Raw genomic sequence first — 18,604 nt, forward strand, 5'->3', positions numbered from 1 at the left:
CCCACAAGTCGCTCCTTCAAATTTTTTTCAAGCCGTACAGATAATATTTCTTCTGCAGATGGCAAAACTGGATGTGATTGTGCCATCCCTGCCATGAGTCCCATTCAGGTCTGGTTCGGATAATCTGGTAACGGTATGCACCCTGCTCAGGTACGACGATAGTATTTCCCTGCATACCCCGATAGAGTTCACGCAGGTTATAGTCTCCTTCCCATACTGTATCCCCTTGCACAAAAGGTCTTCGAACAAGGGTCTGGTTGAGCTGACAACCTTGAGCTACCAATTGCCTGGCATCAGATCCACCTGTAACCAGAGGGACGAGCAAATCTTCACTCTCAGCGTAAAACCCATCCAGCAGGTCTCTGTGGACAAGCTCCAAGATGAGCGCCTGTTCCATGGGCCACAACACAGGTACCGTATATTCAGAGTGAACCAGTTCCGTTTCACCCTGTGTTTGAATTTTATCAGCCTGGGTAAACAACCTGTCCGCGATTTCGGCAAGCAACGGATACCGTTTCCGGTCCGGAGTCATAAAACATTCAATGGTTTCCCGGAGATCAAGGTCATAGTAACACATGCCCAGACACAACGGCACGTGCAGCATGCGTGAGAAAAAAAGAAACTGACAGAGCCATTTGAAAACAACGGCTTTTTTCCACTCTTCTTCGGGCATATCCCTGGATGCGACCACAATTTCCTGATATTCGTCAATTCTGTTACCGGTATCTGCATTCGCATGGGGAGGAATCGTTTTCTGACGCACGGTTTTCAATCCATACTGTTCACGAAACCTGGTACTGTGCATGACAGTGTTGACCAGGGGAGAAAAAAAATAAATGTAGCAGGAATCGTGCTGCCCGCAGGCGATAACCTCTGCGAGACCAGCAGTAAAGGACTGGTAGCTTTCACCTGGCAGCCCCAGAATCAGATCGCAATAATATTGTGCTTTGATGTGTTTGTACCGGGCAAAAATCTGTTTAAGCCGCGCACGATCCTGATATCTTCTTCCTGAAATGTTCAGTACCTTTTCCGAACGGGATTGCACCCCCACCGTGATGGGGCAGGAAAGATGGTTTTCTATCAGTTTTCTGTGAATGGAGATTCCTCGCTCTCCAGGCTCACAAGGGGTCTGCACGATAAACGACTTGATTATCTTTTTCTGTTTGGAGTGGTCGATAACAAGGTCCACAAGGGCTTCGTCCCGCTTCAGCAAACCAAAATTGGCATCACAGACCAGAATATTACTGATATTATGGTCAATGGCCCACTTCAGTTCTCCTACAGAGCGATCCCAGCTGAATTGCCGCACTTTTCGATGATCAGTATGAGCCCAAAAGCAGTATTTACAGCCAAAGGGACACCCCCGATTGGTTTCCATGGGCATTTGCCAGACAATATCCGGATACTGCTCCATAAGCTCTCTGAAGACGCCCATTGAGTATGGCGACATACAGGCCTGCAATTCAGACTCAGTCAACAGACTGGCCGCTGTGTGACAATAGTCATCCTGCTCATTCAGCCAGGCAATACCTGGAGCATACTCCCACTGCCGTGTACCGAAATGTTTCACTATTTCAGCAAAAGCTTTTTCGCCTTCGCCAAAACAGATAATATCGACATATGGATGTTGGCGAAGGAACTGTTCCGCATCAAGCGGAAGAGTCGGCCCGCCAAAGACATTCAGGACAGAGCCGCAAAGCTCCTTGACTCTTTTTGCTACCTGCAGATGGTACTCATGATTCCAGGGATAGCATGAATACGCGACAATATCATTGGCAGCCAGAGGGACGGCGCAGTCATCAACGGAAGATCTGATGAACAGTGGCAACTGGAAGATACATTCAAGATCATAATATTGGGTAAGATAGGCTCGCAGCAGCCCATACTGATAGGGTATAACGTGGAAATAGTCTAATTTCTTGTCAGTATCTGCCACGGCCACAGAACCGGCAAACATCTTATGATTCTGCCAGTCCACCTGGTGGGCCGGTGGATTGATACTCAGATACCCGATTGCAATGTTTTCAGCCATCGGCGACTCAACACTCCCTTTACGAAGTCAGAACACAATCAAAGGTAACTGCTCTCAGGCAAACCGTGCAGCACCATTACTGCCCCCAGGGGCAGGCTGCAGGCAAAATTCTCCGGTGCCGGCAAACTCACAGTATTCAAATGCTCCGACATACAGACGTCAAAGCATTTGAATACGCTCGTATGTATCTTTTCAAGAAATCAGCAACAAGAACAACAGGGGGTACAGGTACAACAGCAGTCACCGCCACCTGCAACCTCTGCCAGATCTGCATCTGACAGGTCACTATCGTCAGTAATCTCTGGTTTTGCTTCTGGGATATAGAGATCGATTTGTCCACTCTTCAGGCCGTCATTCCACAGCTTGACCTGATCGTCCAGGGTTCCTTCTTCCGTCTCTGTTATGATGTTTACTTTCGCACTTCCAGGGTCAAGGCCTTCTCCTTTTAACACTGCTTCCGGCGATGCCTTCAGCTTGGCCATAAAGGCTTCTCCATCCTCACCCCACACTTTTCGCATTACGGCACCATACTTTTTCATAAAATCGTCTTTTTCCATAGCATCTCCTGTTAAGTTAACGATCGGAAACCAGGTTTCCAAGAACAACCAAAAGCTACAAGATCCTACAAAAATGCTGCCTGGGAGTATATGCAGATTACAACTGTCCCTTTATCAGCCTATCACAGTATAAGAATAAAAGTGAAATGGTTTTCATTGCCCCTTATCTATTTCCATGCTGAAAAACTTAGCCATATGAAAATATATCTTTTCCTCATCTCGCTCGGTAAGCTCACCTGTTGCTGTATGAAATTGAATAATAGCATTTGCCAGTTGTGACTGCACTGTAAGCAATGTCTCTTTTGCAGCATTGAGTTGATCAGCAACATTAATGATATCAGTCGGAGTAGAGACGCCAAGCAGGTATTTCACCTGCTCGTCTTCGTATGCGCGTTGATATTGTTCAAGGGCTTCCAGGTTGTTATTCAGTGCTTCATTTGTCAGATGCAGATTGGTAAGTGCAGTGGTAACATCATTCATCACCTGCCTGGCAGACTGAATTACTGTATATTCACCATTAAGGCGCTGACTCTTGCTTCCCCTTAAATTGCCTTTTGCCGTATTATTCTGTAGAGGTATTGTCAGATACAGCCCTGCGGAGTAGCCGGTCTCCCAGTCTTCAGGCTTTCCGGTTGATATATCCCAGTAGTGGGGTGCGTCTTCCCCGGCCCATTGATTGACTCCTGCCCGAAGGGACAAATCCGGAAGCAGGGCATTTTCAGCCTGTTTCTCCAGTACTGTCAGGCTTTGCAGGCGCTTCCTGTCTGCAAGAAAATCCCCTCTTCTGGTAAGGGCCTCTTGAATAATACGGCTCTGCCGCTCAAAATACTGTGGAATGATGGTGTTGCTGATTTGCGGAAACTCAGTTGTGGGCACAGGAATCTCCTCACTCATCTGGAGAGGAATTCCCAGGCTCAATGCCAGTGTTTCACGGGCCTCTATCAGGCTCTGCTGTTTCAGCTGCCGCTGCGCACGTTTATTCAGCCAGTCTGCCTTGAGTGAATGCAGGGCTGTCTTGGGACGGGCATCCTTTGCTACCAGTTTTTCAGTAATGGTGTATAGTTTGTGGCTGTTCATTTCCGCAGAAACAGCAGCTTTCAAAAGGTGGTAGCTGAGAAGATAATTCCAATAATTGGAAATGACCTGCCCCATGAGAATACTGGACTGGTAGGTTACATCGAACAACGATGCATCCAGCAGGATTTCGTTGGATAACATCTCGGCAGCAGTGTTGCTGCGACCGAGCCCTTTGAGAAGCGGGACACTGAGACTCACATAGTACAACCCTTCGTTGGTTGTTGTCTCTGCCTCTGGCATGGTGGTCCCGGTTCCATCAAACTCCGTTCCGACCTCCAGAGAAACACCACTTGTCAACAGATCGGTAAAGGCGACTTTATATGTCGAGGTATCTGCCTGCACGATGGTATCAGCTGTTTCATAGCTATAGGATCGAAGAATTGAAGCCTGTCCTTCGAGGTTCAGGTCAAAGGCACCCCGGCTGCTCTGCAATTGCCCCAGACTTTGATCATATGCACTCAGATTGGTTTTTAAATCCAGGCTGTATTTACTGCTCACCGAAACAGCGTCAGCCAGACTGAACGTTGTGGTGGTGTTTACATGGAGATTCTCCAGGATTGTGTTGAAAAAAGCCTCTTCCGAATCACCATACGCCTGCTTGTCAGCCTGAAATTCCATGGAAGAAGCAAATGCCGCGGCCTCCTGTTCAATGACGGCTGAAAGGTTTCCGTTTGCCTTGTCGAGGTTCGGCATGGCCTGTTCCTGGTAGCGACCTGCCTGCAGTATACCGCTGGCAGACGATATATCATTGGCAGGATTGTCTTCACCTGAGAGGCCGTAGGCCAATGTTTCAGGTTGTTCACTGCCTGTTGCGTTCCGCAGCCCTTCCCGGGCGCACCCTGCCGGAACGAACAATATCGTTATGCACAAAAGCACTGTTTTACGAAAACAGGAATGTAAGACACTTCTCATGCACTGTACAAAGGTATCCACCTGCAATCCTCCGAGGCTACGCTTTGATTATGCTTAATTTTTTCCAGACAGGCCTCAATATCTTCCTGATGCCGGCAAATGCGATTGTCTTCCATATCAATCAGCAGCCATGGAAACTCTCCGGCCTGGCCAATCCTTCGAGTTGCATATGCAACAGTAAGAAACATTGCCAACTGTTCACCCAGTAACGCTTGCCATGGTTGCACGTCGTCAGACCCGACCAACGCGTGCAGTAATTCTGCCACAGTGTTCTTCCCATAGCTCTTTTCCGACGAACCTCCAGGGACATAAAGGGACAACAACACCATAGCCCCATACCAGTCTGCCTGAATGCCGGGTATTTTCTGATGCTGCCCGGACAAACTATAACTCCCCAGACTTTCTGAAAGGGCAAGGATAAGGTCAGTTTCAGGAAAATGGTTCCTGATTTGCCGTATGCCTGTCATACTATCCGGCAGACTGGCAATGGTACTCTCTAACATTGCATGATATTCAGACGATGCAGCAACAAACAGTTCTCCAGCGCCAGACTGGCAAAGGGCCTGCAGCAGCAGATACGAGGGACGGGAGATAGGGAATTCTGGCGCTTCAGGAGAAAACATATTGCCAATACACGGCGAGGTAAACAGCTTATCTCCCAAACACAGCCCCATCCTGGAAATAAACAGCGGTTCGCTGTCAAAGGGGAGCCCTTGGGTCTTTGAACGGATAACATCCTGTATCCAAGCAATATCCATTACCACTTCACCTCTTTTCAGTAGAAGATTTCTGGCTGTGTAATCCATTACCTTCACATACCACTTCAAGCAGCGCCTCCACCCCCTTATGAAAAACACTGTTCAAACGATAAATCGTCTGCATAAGGGTTTCAGCCTGCATTACCGTGCAGGTGTGAAAATTAAAGATACCGATTTCGGGGAAGAGGACGGCTTTTCCTGTGCCGGTCAACAGGTTAAAAATGTTGGCAAGAGCCAGGCTAGGCCCCGCAAGATTGGTACCGATACTGTTGTAATAAAAAAATCGCGTATCTTCGCGGTATGCCCGGTAGAGAGTTTCAACACCCTGACGGTTGAACCCACCCACTGCCAGGGAAAAGATAAGTTGCTGGCGGCGCATCATACGTTCCATATCCCTTCCTGGGCTGCGTAATGAAGAAGGCTGTATCTCCGATCCGTATTTTTTCCACTGGGCAGTAAAGGCATGGTCGCCGGAAGTGTAGATGGTATACACACAGGAACAACCAACTACCGAGATAAATGCAAACGGAATTGCCTGTTGCTCGGCTGCAAGGGCCACTGCTGTCTGAGCCTGAAAATTATCCAGGGCAGAGATAACAATATCTGCCCCCTGTACCAGTTGTTCGGCATTTTCCGGCAAGGTAAGATCTCCAGAAAAAACCTGGACCTCCGTATGACTGTTGCTAGCCAGTCTTCTCCGCACTTCCTCTGCCTTTGGCTGGCCAATGGCCTGGGGAATCGCAAAGAACTGACTTGGATAATTAATCTGGCCAAAGACATCACAATCTGCTGCCTGGAGTTTCCCGACCCTGCAATCGACAAGGGTCTGTGCGCAAATTCCTCCTACACCGCCAAGTCCTGCCAGGGCGACACAGAAACTATTGAGATTGGGCTTCGCTGAAATCATGAAAAAAACCTTGTACAAGATCACCATCTATCCCCAGACTTTCTGCAAACGCTCGCATTTCTTCAGCATAGCGAGGCAGCTTGTTGGCCTGAAAAAAATGTATGGTCGGTTGGGTGAGTTCCCCGGTCTCGCCGAAACTATACAACTGCCCTATACCTGAAAAAGGAGTCTTTTTCAGTTCAGCGATGATGTCCCTGGGAAGAAAGGATTGCCCGGTGCGTATTGCCTGGGCAACAAGTTGTGCCTGATCATAACCTGCAACACTCCAATTGGTGGGATAGCTTTCATACCGTTTATAGTAGTTTGTAATAAACGATTTAAACTGTTCTTTCTGGAGTTCTTCCTTTTCAAGATAATCAGTAATAACATAGAATTGTTTCTTCAGTCCGGTAAGTTTCTTACCGTGTTTGCGTATATCTATACTTGAAAAATCCAGAAAACTGATGGCAGCTTCGATTGCTGTCTTTTCCATCAAATAGGTTGCGATGCCAAGAAGCTCACGCTGATCGGCTGACAACACAACAGCACCCTGACGCAGGTTGGTGTTTTCTTTTTTGGCAAAATTAAACCGTTCCAGAGCAAGATTTTGATCAGACACCGTATCCGTTGAATCCAACACATAGGAATCAACAAGAATCCCCTCAACAAGCATGAGATTCGTGGTGTAATTTGCCAGTTCTTCATAAAAATAGTCATACTCCGAGGCCCTGCGTATCAGCACCACGTTATTCAATTCAAGTTCACGGCATTTCTTGACCAGCTTCCGGGCAATGGCCTTGGAAGATGAATTCCCTCGCACCACGAGATCCTGATGCCATTTTCTGAGCAGCAGCACATTGTCCTGGCTGTTGAGAATACACGGCAGGCCATAATATCGACTCAGGCCCAGGTGAAGAGGAGTGGTTTTAAACGGGGGCAAACCAAGTATGACGCATAGATTGGGCCGCTCTTTCAAGGCATGGACGGCGTTCATGTTTGTGAGATAGCCGGAACTGATCCCCTGGTAAACGGTGGCAACCTTGTGGCCCAGCAACCCGCCATGGGAGTTGATTTCATCTACAGCCAGCTCCACACCCATTCGATAGGCATCCCCGCCTTCGGTATCACTCCAGAGGATACCGAATTCAATGGTGCTGTCCGATGACAGGGAGGCCAGTGTCTGCGCCCTTTTCTCCTCAGGGCTCGGTTTATCGCCCCAAAAAAACACTGTGACGACGGCGACAAACGGCAATATTGCGAAGAGTAATAAAATGAATTTATTGCGCACGGTTCCTTCTCCTGAAAAAAGTCTGCATGCAAACAAACCTGGATTTCATAGTAATCATCCTCTCGCTTCAGAGGAGTTGCCTTTGCGCCTGCGTCGCAAACCAGCCTGACTGTTCCATCAGTTCCTGAAATGTCCCTACCTGGGTGACGTGACCGTTTTCCAAAACATAAATCCGGTGTGCATGTATAACGGTGCTGAGTCTGTGGGCGATGATTACCCTGGTAATATTCAGGGAATCGATACTGGAAGCCACAAGCTTCTGGGTGGTATTGTCCAGGGCACTGGTGGCTTCATCAAAAAGCAGTAGTTTGGGATTACGGGCAAGGGCTCTGGCAATCATCAGACGCTGCTTCTGGCCGCCGGAAAAGGTCCGGGCACTCTCAGAAATCACCGTAAAAATACCCATGGCCATATCCTTGACATCACTTTCAAGCCCTGCCAGCCGGATGGCATTCCAGGCATCGTCAACACTCAGATCAGTCCCCCCGGCTATATTGTCATAAATACTTCCAGGCAGCATATTCCCGTTCTGCAGCACCACCCCGATCTGTTTTCTCACCAGATCGGGATCAAGCTGGCTCAACCCCATTTTATCATAAAAAACTTCACCGGACTCCAGCTCTTCAAACCCGAGCAGCACCCGAAATACCGTTGATTTTCCAGAGCCTGAATTGCCGACAATTGCAATAAACTCACCAGGATCAGCATGCAGGGAAACATCCTTGAGCACCTGCGGCAGATCTTTGCCGTATCGAAAACTGGCGTGACTCAACTCGATGGAGCCTGAGAGGATACCCGGATCTATCTTGACAGTGCTCTTCTCCGGCACAGCTTCTATGATCGGATCAATCCGTTTGAACAGCAGGGCCACGCTGGTCAAAAACTGCATTACAGTGGCAGTGGAAAGGATGGCACTGATGAACATGCCCATGGCAGCGGTAAAGGCCGCATATTGCCCGCCGTCAAGGAGACCTTCCCAGTGATAGAGGAGAAGTGCGATGATGACCATCTTGGAAACCGGATCAAAAAATTTGGAAAAGGTTTCCTGGTAGGCCGAATACCGTTTTGCCTGGTAATCCAATTGTTTCTGCTCGGAGAACAGCCTGCTCCACCGCTCATAAGCCCGCCATTCCGCACCGGCTGACTTCAGTTTGGAAATGCCGGTTGTAAACTGCAGCACCATACCTGAAATGCGGCCCTGCATATCAAATAACCGGGTGGAGGTTCGATACTGCTTCCAGGCCAGCAAACCGATGACCACAGCGGCCAGGACAGCCAGGCCAAGGCCACAGAAAGCGAGCTTGGCATCAAAGTGGAACATGACCAGAAAATTGACCGAGGCAAATATTCCTCCCAGGGCCGTGGTAACGATGGTTCCCTTCAGCTGGTTGGTTACCTCGATTACGCTGTTGGCCCGATTTGCCAGATCACCGGCACTATACTGCCTGAAAAACGTAAGCGGCAGTTTTAACAGCCGATCCCACACTGCCGGCTGAACAGCTGCCTCTCCCTTGAAATTACCCCGCATCATAGCCACGGCCTTCAACAATTCAAAAATTGTCGAAGCAACGGCTGCCGTCACAAGTCCAAGTGCGATCTGATACAGATAGCCCAAATCATTACTGGGAATGACTTCATTCATGACTTCCGAGGTTATGATCGGGGTAAGCAGCCCGATTATGGCGGCAAGAAATCCAGAGATCCATATGATTTTTGCTTCTCGTCTGCACTCTGTCCATGCAAGATTGAAAACTTTTTTCAGACTCAGACGGAAATCAGGCAAGGGCTTGAAAAATATAAACGCCCGGTCAACAAACTGGTCACAATTTTTTGCGTTTATGACCTGCGGGTGGGGGTTGTCGGAGAAATACACCTTCATGTGCTTGTTTCCGTAAGGCATGAAGGCTACGGGCTGCTCATCGCTTTTTGTGTAGCCGAGCATGGGCATGGTTTCGCTTTCGTACCACCTGTCACGCAGTTTGACTTCATGGAAACGCAGGTTATTGGCTTTGCATATCAATGCCAGGGGAGGCTCGTCGCTCTGGTATTCCAAAATCTCCGGAGGAACGAAATCAATACCCAGACCTTTGCCGATACGTTCCAGGCTCGTAAGCAGGGGATCATTGTCTACAGATATCGATTCTGTATCATCAAACTGAGGGTCAAGCAACCGGGCAAGATAGCCTATGGATTTACGCCATTTTCTCGTATCGCGTTCCCTCTGATAGGCGGCAAATCTGGAAATATCATGATCAAGCCTTTCCAGGCGTTTATAGCAATGATCGGTACAAAAACTGCTCACGGCATCCAAAGTTCGGGACAGGCCATATTTCTCAATCAGTTCTGTGCTTGTAAACAGCACCGCGGTCTGCTCGCTGGCACAGGTGCATTGCAGTACAAAGGAGTGGCATAACAGCACAGGAAAAGCTGCAGCATGATCCACCGCAAAATGATCCGGTATGCAGAACTCAATGATATCATCGGGCGGGGCCATCCACAGCAGTGTGTGCGAGGTGGTGGTCAAGCGAAGTGATTTTTCTGCGAACAGATCCACCTTTTCTGTATCCCGGTGGAGGTATAGGTCTGCCCTGGTATTGATCTGCGGGGCCATAAAGCGACCAATACTGTTTCCCCATGTGTCGAGCAGAGGTCCAGTAACGGTCGCCGGGATATGGGCATCTTCCATGGGCAGGGTAAAAATCACAGTCTCTTCAGCCGCTTTTGCCAGGAGCCCTGTCTGCCCCAGAAGATTGGTATTGAAAAAGAACAGATCGTCATCCGTAAAAGAGACGACATGGTGCAGCCTGCCCACAGGTTTTCCCTGGGTATCGACTCTGGAAACAAACACATCCAGGTGTCCGGATTGCACCCAGGCAAGGGAGTTTTCACCATGCAGTGCGACATCCTGATTGCTTGCGATGACCTGTCTCAGGCCTTTTTTCTGAAAATATTCTCCTGGCATAGTGTCACGTATCAGTTTTCAATCAATGTGGCATAGATACCGTCAGAGTCCTGGATCAATTCTTCGTGGCGTCCCCTTTGCACAATTTTCCCCTTATCCATGACAATGATTTCATCGCTATCTCTGATGGTACTGAGGCGGTGTGCAATAATCAGACAGGTGATGCCTCTTCTCCGCAGATTCCTGTCTATTGCCTGTTCCACCACTGGGTCGAGTGCGCTTGTAGCTTCATCGAGTATCATAATGGAAGGATCGGTTACCAGTGCCCTGGCGATCTCAAGCCGCTGACACTGGCCGCCGCTGAAATTTTTGCCGCCTTCATCCACTTCACTGTTATAGCCTCCGGCCCGAAGTAAAATTTCATCGTGGATGCAGGCATCTTTAGCCGCCTGAATCATCTGCGACTCAAGAATTGTCTGGTCCCACAGAGTGATATTCTCCTTCACAGTGCCCTGGAAAAGAAATATTTCCTGGTCAACAAAAGATACTGATTTGCAGATACACTGCCTGGTATAGTCTTCGCGTGGTTCGCCATCGAGCAGCACTTTGCCGCTCCAGGGTTTATACAGGCCGGAAATCAGGCGGCTGACAGTACTTTTACCGCTGCCGGAAGCGCCAACCAGTGCAACCCTGCTTCCAGGCCGAAGTTCAAGATGAAAATTTTCGATAAACGGATCCTGCAGGGGATTATAGCCGAAACAGATATCAGCAAGAGTGAGGGAGCCTTCTATCTTCTCAATTGGCAGCTTTTGCGTCTCGTCTTCGCTGTAGACCGGGTCAGCCTGGTAATGCATCACATCGTCGACACGATTCAGATCCCCTTCTATCTCCTGCAGCCTGGAACCAAGGGTGATGAGTTTATTGACAGGGTCGGAGAAAGTAGTCATCAAGCCCTGAAAAGCGACCAGGGAACCGATGGTGAGATAGCCGTTCATTACCCGGAGCGCTCCCAGGGACAGGATGGTGGCTGTCATCAACTGATTCAGACACTTGGGCATGATAGACAAAATCTGAGTGGGGAGTTCCAGTTGCTGCCTGGCATTGAACACCTTGGAATAGATACCGATCCATCTGTTGAAAAAATCAGTCTCTTGACCGGAAGCCCTCAGAGATTCGATGATCTGCACCCCACCCATGGAGGTGGAGGACAATTTGGCTTTGTCCTTTTGAATGATACGATTCAGGTCTGTTCTTTTACGGGAGATCAAGCGCAGAAAGAAGAGATTGACCAGAGAGAACAGTACTCCCACCGCAGTAAGGGAGACATCGTAGGTGGCCATAACCACGACATAAAATGCCACAGTGGCCAGGTTCACCGTATTGGTAGCCAGGTCGCCGCCAAGGAGATTGGCCACCTGATCATTGAGCTGCACCCTGCTTCCCACCTCCCCGCCATGGCGCTGGGTGTAAAACACCATGGGGAGCTTGAAAATGTGCAGGATATATTTACCGGATGTGACCAGGGCCAGCTTAATCTGCAGCTTGAGGATATACAGCTGTTGCAGCAGGGTTACTCCTGTGAGAAAAACAATGGCAACACCAAAACTCCACATCAGTGGATTGGCCCAGTCATCATGCCCGGAAGCCATGATGTCGTCCATGAAAATTTTAGAAAAGGATGGAATGGCCAGACCTGGCAGGATGGTGGCCAGGCCTAGGGCCACAATAAAAAGTAACGTTGCCTTGTAGTCTTTCAGCCGCCTGATAAGGGATGCAAGGACATTGGATGGAGAACCTTTTGGCTCAAACTGTTCTCCAGGCTCCATCAACAGGGTCACACCGGTGAAAGCACCGTTAAACTCTTCCCAGCTCACCGTTCTCGGCCCGGTTGCGGGATCATTGATATAGACCAGATCTCCCCTGAAGCCTTCCACAACCAGGAAATGGTTGAAGTTCCAGAAGACAATCATCGGAAATGTATAGTTCTTCAGGTTGGTCGGCTTGGATATCATCTTGCCCGAAGCCTGTAACCCATACTGCCTTGCTACCTTGAGAATATTGTTCGCCTTGCTGCCATCCCGGGTAACACCACACTCCACCCGCAATTTTTCCAGAGGCTCAAACCTCTTATAATACCCGAGGACAATGGCAAGTGCAGCGGCACCACATTCAACCGCTTCCATTTGAATGATGGTTGGTGTTTTTGCGCGCATATTCTTCAAAATAGCCTCATCTGGTCTACTGTCATGCAGGGACCATCCTATTAATCAGATGTATCAGTGAGCCAATCAGGTTTTTTCTGTCCCAAGACCTTGTCCTGCACAAAAGGCATGATAAAATCCACTGGCCGCTTCTGTTCGGTAATTATTTTTGCTGAACAGAGTGTACCGCTTTCAATGGTTAGGGGGGCGCCTTTGCGGGTTGTCCACTTTAAGCCGTTCAACGACTCAGGATCGGGCAGAAAATATGCAGATGCCTCATAGGGGGCGCCATTGGCGGTCATATTCTGCACGAGCAGGTCATTTTTCAATTCCATGTTCATATAGTCTGAGCTGACTGCAGAATTGGATATATCGGAAACAAAACCTACCAGGTCGCCGTACACGCCATAATCAATGGAAAAAGGAGTCACGATAGCCTGCATTCCCGGCTGCACCTTGGCACCGTCGTTAGGAGAAATATAGAGTTTGATAACGAGTCCCTGATCAATTTCATCCACCGTTGCCAGCCGGATGATGGTCTGGCCAGTGGTAATCTGCCGACCTATCCTGGCACTGACCTCAAGGACCTTGCCTTCATAGGGGGAGATGACATTGAGGTTATGCTTGAGCTTTCTGCGCAGATTACTTACCTTCAATGACAGTTCCTGGATATCCAGGACCATTGATTTTAACGACTCATTGGAATCGTTCTGGGTGGTGAGCTCATCCAAATCAATCTGCCGGATGTTTGCCTTGATATCCTTGATGTCATTCAGGCCTGCTTTTAAATCATTGTCCGCAGATACATAATTAGCCTTTGTATCAAGCCCCTTTTCATAGAGTTCTTTCTGATTATCCCTCTTCTCCCGCAGCCACTCAATTTCGTTGATTTTGTCTTCCAGCTGCGTTTCGTAGTAGGCTTTATTTATGGCATTCTTTTTACTGGTGGCTTCAAGACGATCCTGCTCGTGCAGTTTTTTTCTTGCATATTCGTCTTGCTTATTTTTCAGAGATTCCTGGGCTTCAAGGAGGGAGCTGAGTTGATCGTCCTGGCGTATAACGGCAACCAGTTGACCGGGCTTGACTTCGTCACCCACTGCTACAAAGACATTTTCAACCGTTCCGGAACTGTCCGACTCAATGGTCACGTCCCCTTTGAGTTGAATAATGCCCTGGGCTTTGACAGTAACGGGAATCCTGCCGATAAAGCCCCAGATCAGGACAGCAAAAACAAGAAGAAAAATAAAAAACAGAAGAAACAACAGCCTGGGAGAGATTAACTGTGGCAGATGATCCAGCTCTTCGGGCGAGGCCAGTTTGTCCAGCGCTATTCGCCTGTAAGGTATGCTCATAGCAAAGTTCCTTTCAGGTTAAACTCTGATACACGTACCCACTGCAATGTAACATGCTGCAATGGACTATTCGACATGTCGGGAAATTCTTTTCCAGCAGTAACTGCTCGCAGTGCACCTCAACTTACCGCAATCAGTTTAACGCTCAGATACACGGGTCAGCCTGCTTGTGAAAAGTCCGTGCCCCCTGTACGCAGCTATAAATACATGGGAGACATCATGCTAAACGGCTCCCTTATACATAATTATTTCCAGCGAATGACTCCAGGAAGGCTCTTAAAAAATGCCCTCCTTTATTTTTGTACCTGGAACGATGGTCTTCACTACACTTATAGATGGAATCCGGCTTTCCAGTTCTCGGTGCAGTATGGTTGTAAATCCTGCAGTGGAAAGTTCATGCGATAATATATCGTAGTCGTTGCTAATTTTTTTTCCAAGGTAATTATGGTCTATTTCTTCCCACTCAATGGTGGGAAAAGATGAGCTGAAATACTTGCAAACTTTCTCTATATTTCTTTCGTTGGGCTGTTTCATTCTATGGGCCATGTCTTCACGGCAGCCGTGAAGAAAAACCATTCTGCTCTGTGCCGCTTCCGTAATCGCCCTGAGGGCAGCTATCTCTGCAGACAGGTGGGCTCCATAGCCCACATTTGCGCGAATATACGCCAGGGGATTGGCTTCATCTATTATTACAGCCCAGAATACACTGACTCTGGTCATCACCGATGGCAGCTTAAACAGCCGCAGACATGCCCCGGCCTGGGATACGGACTCGTAAAGTGCTGCCACAAGATTGGATGTGCAATGCTCCAGGTCAACAAGCAACGTGCCATTATGTTTCAACATCAACGTCCCGCTGCCATTAAAACAGGATGAAACGACATGACGTTCAATGATCTCATAGAGACCGTGATTCCTGGCCTCTACAGGGGAGTTGGCACTGGCCAGGCCATTGGCGGTAAAGGAGTGCATTTTTTGCCCTGCTGCATAGACTGCACTCACAGGTATCAGGCAGGACGAGGTTTCTCCATCTTCCACAGATTCAGCAACAGCCCAGTCCATGGTGTAATCAAGATCATAGTAGCAGTCGGCATGAAAACACTGTAATTCTGGTGGCGTAACCACCTTGCATCCTGATTTTCTTACTTTTGTGACACTGGCGTTTTGTATATCACTCTCAAACGCGGTTACATGGGATCGTTCAACAGCCTCCATCAAGGCGGAAACCCTGGCATTGGTTGCTATACAGCCTTTACCCCAGCAAACCTGCAGAGCAGGATTATTAGGAGTAAACGCCGCAAAAACAGGAATATTCAAGACATCCAGACCCGTCACATCAGCACACCGCGTAATGCCTGCAACCGGCCAGTATCCATCAAGGCGCTGAAGTGTTACCTCTGGATGAACTTCTCGCCTGGTGCCAATGTCATACATGGATACTCCCGTCCAATTTCTGCGGCATGGAATCAAGTTGCTGCCGAGCATACTGCGCCATTTTTCCATCAAGCTGCAGCTGTTTCAGCAATGCCGCATCGTAATCCCAGTTAAAGCCGAAATATTCCGGCCCTTGAGCAATTACCCAGGCTCCTGTTTCATTATGCTCCGGACTTGTCACCCCATGCTCCAATGCCCAGGCATGGGCATAACTGTCTGTCTGTTGCCCCAAATGCTGCTGAAAAATCTGTCGTTTATTTTCCCGTGCCCATTGGACTGTCGCCGTTTCGGTGAGCAATCCTGTCAGTTCAGAAGCGGTTAGCCCATTGGCAAGGAGATAGCGATCATTTTGAAACATGTGGGCTCTGCTTCTCAGGAAAAGATCTACATAGGATCTGGGGCACAACAGGCTATGCTCTTTCAGCCATTGCAGTATAAAAAATTTTTCACTCAATGTGTGAAAATGCAACATACCCAATTGCCTGCCCAGACTCTCTGCAAAATGATAGCCTCGAACAACACCTTCAGGAAACACGTAGCTCTGGTACATGCTGGAAGTTCTGAGCCACTGCCACTTCCGATCAGGCAATCTTCCTGCAAACGTATCGCCGGTCTCCTGTTGGCGCAGACAATCCATGGCCATATTGAGGGCGATCTGCGCATCGACATGCTTGACATCCAAAGGCCTGGCACTATCCGCTGGAAGTTCTATTTGAAGTTCCTCCAGTATTGCCTGCCATTTTTTCAAGGTCCTCCTGGTGTAATGCACGCCCTGCATTCTGGAAAGAATGGTGTAGTGCTGCTGTATGCTGATGTTGCCATTTCGTACCAGCATGTCCAGAGTGTAACGGATATCAACCAGGGAAAGTCCGTCTGCGCTCGCGCAGACCTCATCATCTTTCTCAATACCACCATGAAGATATTGGGAATAAACCCAGCCAACCCCAAGCATCCCGCTGCCATCAAGCTCCACCGCCTTGAGCGCGCCCACGCCACCTGCACCAATTATTGTAATACCATGGTCCAGGGCGTCCAGTATCTCCCTGTGCCAGACAGAAGCCCCTCCGTGCTGTATACAGTCGACAAGTACAATCACCGCCACATCATGCCGGATAAGTCCCCACACATCTCCCATGCCAGCCGGCCCCTGCAATACCAGAGAAGTAAACCGGGAGTCCGGCATCAACACCTCACGGGAATCCCGGGCACAGACAACTATTTTTCGACACTGGTCATAACGCATACTGGTCGTCTTTTCGTGTGCATCCATAGAAACAGTCTCAGATTCGTGAACAACAACTATGCTTTTTTAGGCATCGCTACTCGAAGATCAACGAGCAAAAAAGATATGGCAGAAGGTAATGAGTGCTCCCTCTATAATACGCCCGCAGTTTGGACGACCAGAGAATACCCTTCCAGAGATGATTGTAGTACAGATGTCCAGCAACAGGCAAACAGGAAAATCATATTGAGAGTAATTATGCCACAGAAGTGTTTACAGGCTGAAATGACAAGACAATGCATGTGAGTTTGTGGCACTCCAGAGAGAATCGCTACTGCGAACTTTGGAGGCAAGCCCTGAGTGTTAACAGGAAAATGTATAGCGTGTGGCTCTTAAAAGTTGAGAGAAATAAAAGCAAAGCAAATAAATATACATTGGGACACAACGATAATTTCTAGCAGTCATATTTTTGTATTGCACAGAGAAGTTTTCCTCTACATAATGCGAAGATATATAGCTTGATACTAGTAGCCCTAATGTAGCCCGCATGTGTTGTTACACATACAATAACAAATAACAATGCAAGCCCAAAGGGACTAATTTATGGACAGACACTATCTATCCGAAGATGATTTACGGTGTTTCAACTCATTGACAGCGTTCTGGCAAGTCATAAAACGATCATAACTGTGTCTGAATTTATCCAGTAACTACGAACAAAAAAGCAAACATAGCAAATAACCGATGATTAACATATGTTTTTCAATATTTTTACTCTTCTCAGTTGCACATAATACTCCAGAAAAAACTACAGAAAATTTACAGAATGATTTCTTATACCTGATCAGAAAAAAAATAATTGTTGTAGATACAGTCGAAGCAGATGGAGGTCTTAAAAAAGCACACATAGACTTTTCGCAAGGTCATGAAAATCTGCAAATCAGTTTGACGAACAAAGGAACAGAAAAAACAAAATTTACCATCCCATGCGGTTTAGTTTTCAATCCATCCGACCAAAACTTGCAGCCAATGATGAGCGTTCAATCGGCAACACGTGAAATTGCACCAGGAAAGACTGTTGGTCTGAGTCTACATGTTGTCTGTATTGATAGCGGCGCTGATATGCCCATAAAGGATGATAAATATTCAGTTGGTTACATACAAACTGGTAACCTCAAAAAAATGGCAGATTGCCTCTGTAGCGTACCAAATATATCTGATGACCCTATGGGTGTACAGTTTGCTATATGGGAGATAGGAAACCCAAATGTAACAAACACAAGAAATACGATGAAAAAAGAAGATTTAGAAAAAACAGTTAAAACATACCAATCAAACGGAATATCTATACCCAAAATGATAACAAACGCAATAACATATTATAACAACTCAGAAATTTGGCTAGAACAGTGCAAGGTTGAAAAAAAAGAAAAATAACATATCAATATAAAGAGGCTGGACTTATTCAACAACCCATCATGCTGATTTCCTCACTCTCGCAATCTCCCTTTCCCTTCAGTTTTGATAAAAAAACAAATACTTCGCCATTACCTCTATGCTTGCCCCGGTTTCCGTAGCCTTGCTTACCATATTTTCCCCAAAAACTGTATTTGCGTCCATGGTTCCTTCGAAGTTCCTGCATATACTGTTCATGGTTGGGAAGTAAGCGATTAAAGAACCGCTTCTACCCGGCCCAGGGCTATCGCATGGGTAATGTCAGCCAAACAATACCTTAGCAAGATAATTATTGTCCCACCCAGCTTTCTGACGTTTGATTTGAGTGCCGACTTTGGCAGTTTTTTCCTGCTTGAGTAAATTCAGTGCTATATGTCTTAATAGAGCTAGGTTTTCAGCACTATGGCCATTTCGGACCCTGGATTCATCCTCACGAAAAGCAACATCAAGTACCCAATGCAGTTTGTTTTCAATGCCCCAATGTTGGCGAACGACATTCATAAAGTTGCAGGCATTCACCTCTGCAAG

At 47.7% G+C, this 18,604-nt stretch carries 13 protein-coding genes; 1 reads left to right on the forward strand and 12 read right to left on the reverse strand.

Annotated elements, in window-relative coordinates; all coding sequences use genetic code 11:
• Positions 1 to 16 precede the first annotated feature (16 nt).
• From G493_RS0119630 to G493_RS32535, 11 genes are all read right to left on the reverse strand, one after another.
• On the reverse strand, positions 17 to 2,032 hold the full coding sequence (locus G493_RS0119630) for a B12-binding domain-containing radical SAM protein (protein ID WP_028581762.1): 2,016 nt from the start codon (positions 2,030 to 2,032) through the stop codon (positions 17 to 19).
• Positions 2,033 to 2,232: 200 nt separating this feature from the next.
• Positions 2,233 to 2,589: a hypothetical protein gene (locus G493_RS0119635; protein WP_028581763.1), complete on the reverse strand. Its 357-nt coding sequence runs from the start codon at positions 2,587 to 2,589 to the stop codon at positions 2,233 to 2,235.
• A 153-nt stretch (positions 2,590 to 2,742) separates the two neighbouring features.
• Positions 2,743 to 4,578, reverse strand: coding sequence for a TolC family protein (locus G493_RS0119640; protein ID WP_028581764.1), 1,836 nt, complete (start codon positions 4,576 to 4,578; stop codon positions 2,743 to 2,745).
• Entirely contained in the window at positions 4,575 to 5,336 is a 762-nt protein-coding gene (locus tag G493_RS0119645) for a hypothetical protein (protein ID WP_153306597.1), read from the reverse strand. Before G493_RS0119645 ends, G493_RS0119640 begins: the two co-directional genes overlap by 4 nt.
• Positions 5,337 to 5,343: 7 nt before the next feature.
• Entirely contained in the window at positions 5,344 to 6,243 is a 900-nt protein-coding gene (locus G493_RS0119650) for a HesA/MoeB/ThiF family protein (RefSeq protein ID WP_035275278.1), read from the reverse strand.
• On the reverse strand, positions 6,215 to 7,510 hold the full coding sequence (locus G493_RS0119655; protein ID WP_028581767.1) for a type 1 periplasmic-binding domain-containing protein: 1,296 nt from the start codon (positions 7,508 to 7,510) through the stop codon (positions 6,215 to 6,217). The genes G493_RS0119650 and G493_RS0119655 overlap by 29 nt, the downstream gene beginning before the upstream one ends.
• Before the next feature lie 67 nt (positions 7,511 to 7,577).
• Positions 7,578 to 10,472, reverse strand: coding sequence for an NHLP bacteriocin export ABC transporter permease/ATPase subunit (locus tag G493_RS0119660; protein ID WP_028581768.1), 2,895 nt, complete (start codon positions 10,470 to 10,472; stop codon positions 7,578 to 7,580).
• Positions 10,473 to 10,483: 11 nt separating this feature from the next.
• A complete protein-coding gene (locus tag G493_RS0119665; protein ID WP_035275279.1) occupies positions 10,484 to 12,625 on the reverse strand; it encodes an NHLP family bacteriocin export ABC transporter peptidase/permease/ATPase subunit in 2,142 nt (713 codons plus the stop codon).
• A 50-nt stretch (positions 12,626 to 12,675) separates the two neighbouring features.
• The gene (locus tag G493_RS0119670; protein WP_028581770.1) at positions 12,676 to 13,965 is read right to left on the reverse strand and encodes an NHLP bacteriocin system secretion protein; all 1,290 of its coding nucleotides are present in this window, start codon (positions 13,963 to 13,965) and stop codon (positions 12,676 to 12,678) included.
• A gap of 276 nt (positions 13,966 to 14,241) precedes the next feature.
• On the reverse strand, positions 14,242 to 15,399 hold the full coding sequence (locus G493_RS0119675; protein WP_028581771.1) for a YcaO-like family protein: 1,158 nt from the start codon (positions 15,397 to 15,399) through the stop codon (positions 14,242 to 14,244).
• Positions 15,392 to 16,669: a TfuA-like protein gene (locus tag G493_RS32535; protein ID WP_051309625.1), complete on the reverse strand. Its 1,278-nt coding sequence runs from the start codon at positions 16,667 to 16,669 to the stop codon at positions 15,392 to 15,394. Before G493_RS32535 ends, G493_RS0119675 begins: the two co-directional genes overlap by 8 nt.
• Before the next feature lie 696 nt (positions 16,670 to 17,365).
• Between G493_RS32535 and G493_RS0119685 the strand changes: the two genes are divergently transcribed.
• The gene (locus G493_RS0119685) at positions 17,366 to 18,058 is read left to right on the forward strand and encodes a hypothetical protein (RefSeq protein ID WP_028581772.1); all 693 of its coding nucleotides are present in this window, start codon (positions 17,366 to 17,368) and stop codon (positions 18,056 to 18,058) included.
• A 279-nt stretch (positions 18,059 to 18,337) separates the two neighbouring features.
• Here G493_RS0119685 and G493_RS0119695 read toward each other — a convergent pair.
• The coding region (locus tag G493_RS0119695) for an ISAs1 family transposase (protein WP_153306598.1) at positions 18,338 to 18,604 on the reverse strand (267 nt) is incomplete at its 5' end.

The organism is Desulfogranum japonicum DSM 18378, assembly GCF_000429945.1.
GTDB classification, from domain to species: domain Bacteria; phylum Desulfobacterota; class Desulfobulbia; order Desulfobulbales; family Desulfobulbaceae; genus Desulfogranum; species Desulfogranum japonicum.